The sequence below is a fragment of the Agrobacterium sp. CFBP2214 genome (assembly GCF_030209895.1).
GTDB classification, from domain to species: Bacteria; Pseudomonadota; Alphaproteobacteria; order Rhizobiales; family Rhizobiaceae; genus Agrobacterium; species Agrobacterium radiobacter.
On record NZ_JARVRC010000015.1, the window covers coordinates 1 to 1316 of the forward strand.

At 55.9% G+C, this 1316-nt stretch carries 1 protein-coding gene; it reads left to right on the forward strand.

What is annotated here, in order from left to right:
- Positions 1–64 precede the first annotated feature (64 nt).
- Positions 65–1084 carry an IS110 family RNA-guided transposase gene (locus QRN60_RS23820; RefSeq protein WP_111794906.1) on the forward strand — a complete coding sequence of 340 codons (1020 nt, stop codon included), beginning with the start codon at positions 65–67 and terminating at the stop codon, positions 1082–1084.
- Positions 1085–1316 lie beyond the last annotated feature (232 nt).

A 1316-nucleotide genomic window follows, 5' to 3' on the forward strand; every position in this document is an offset into this window, starting at 1 on the left:
TTAATGGGATGGACTGTTCCCCCACCCCGCAGTCAAACTGGTCGCGCCAACGAAGGAGGTTGTCATGGCAAACGTTGCGGTTTTGGGAATTGATATCGCCAAGAACGTGTTCCAGCTTCATGGCGTGGGCGCCGATGGTCAGGTTGCCCTGAGACGGCGCGTGATGCGCGATCAACTGCTGCAGGTGACCGAGGCTATGCCACCTTGCCTGATCGGCATCGAAGCTTGCACGGGTGCCTTTCACTGGCAGCGGCATTTTGAGGCTCAGGGGCACACTGTGAAGATTATCGCGCCACAGTATGTGAAGCCGTTCTTGAAGGGCCAGAAAAATGACGGCAACGATGCCCAGGCGATATGCATTGCCGTTCAACAGCCACACATGCGCTTCGTGCCGAAGAAATCGATCATCCAGCAGGACATCCAGGGCCTCCACCGTGCTCGACAGAGATTGGTCAATCATCGTGTCGCCCTAATCTCGCAGATGCGAGGCTTGCTTCTCGAGCGTGGTGTAGCGATCGCAAAGTCGGCTTCGATCGCCCAGCGCACGATACCAGAGATCATCAACAATCCAAGGATCGACATCACCGAGCTGACGCGCGATATCATCGGCACACTCCATGCCTTCCTTTTGCAGCTCAACGAAAAGATCAGATACTTCGACAAGCAGATCGAAGCCGTCTTCCGCGAGAGCGATGTTTGCCAGCGTATCGCCAAGATACGTGGCGTCGGCCCGAAGACTGCGACGGCAGTTGTCGCGGCTGTCGGTGATGGAGCAGACTTTAAGAATGGCCGACATCTGGCCGCCTGGATGGGCTTGGTGCCGCGGCAGCATTCCAGCGGCGATCGACGCGTACTGCTTGGCATCAGCAAGCGAGGTAGTCAGCATCTGCGAACACTTCTGGTCCACGGCGGAAGGTCAGTGGTGCGAACGGCGCAACGAAAATCTGACCCTGCCAGCGAATGGGTCAACGAGCTTAGGGAAAGGCGTGGTTACAACCGCGCAGCGGTTGCAGTCGCCAATAAGAATGCAAGGGTGATCTGGGCCTTGCTTCAGCACGGTGGCGAATACCGAGCCAATCCTTAAGAGCAGGCATGCGAATTGCAGGCTGAAGGTTGAAATGGAATGAACGGTCGGACCGGCACATACGGAACCTGTCTTTTATAATGGCCGACAAGGTCTCCCATTTGTTGAGGCGTATGTGCGCGGATACCCCATTTGGGCGCTTCGAAAATGATGACGCCGTATAGATGTTTGCAATCGACCCGTGTCAAACCGCTTCAACATCAAGCTTGCAACGGGGGAACAGTCCATAGAT

What these genes read in the sequence shown, in the direction of transcription:
- QRN60_RS23820 (WP_111794906.1), top strand. Translation starts at nt 65, where the DNA reads ATGGCAAACGTTGCGGTTTTGGGAATTGATATCGCCAAGAACGTGTTC.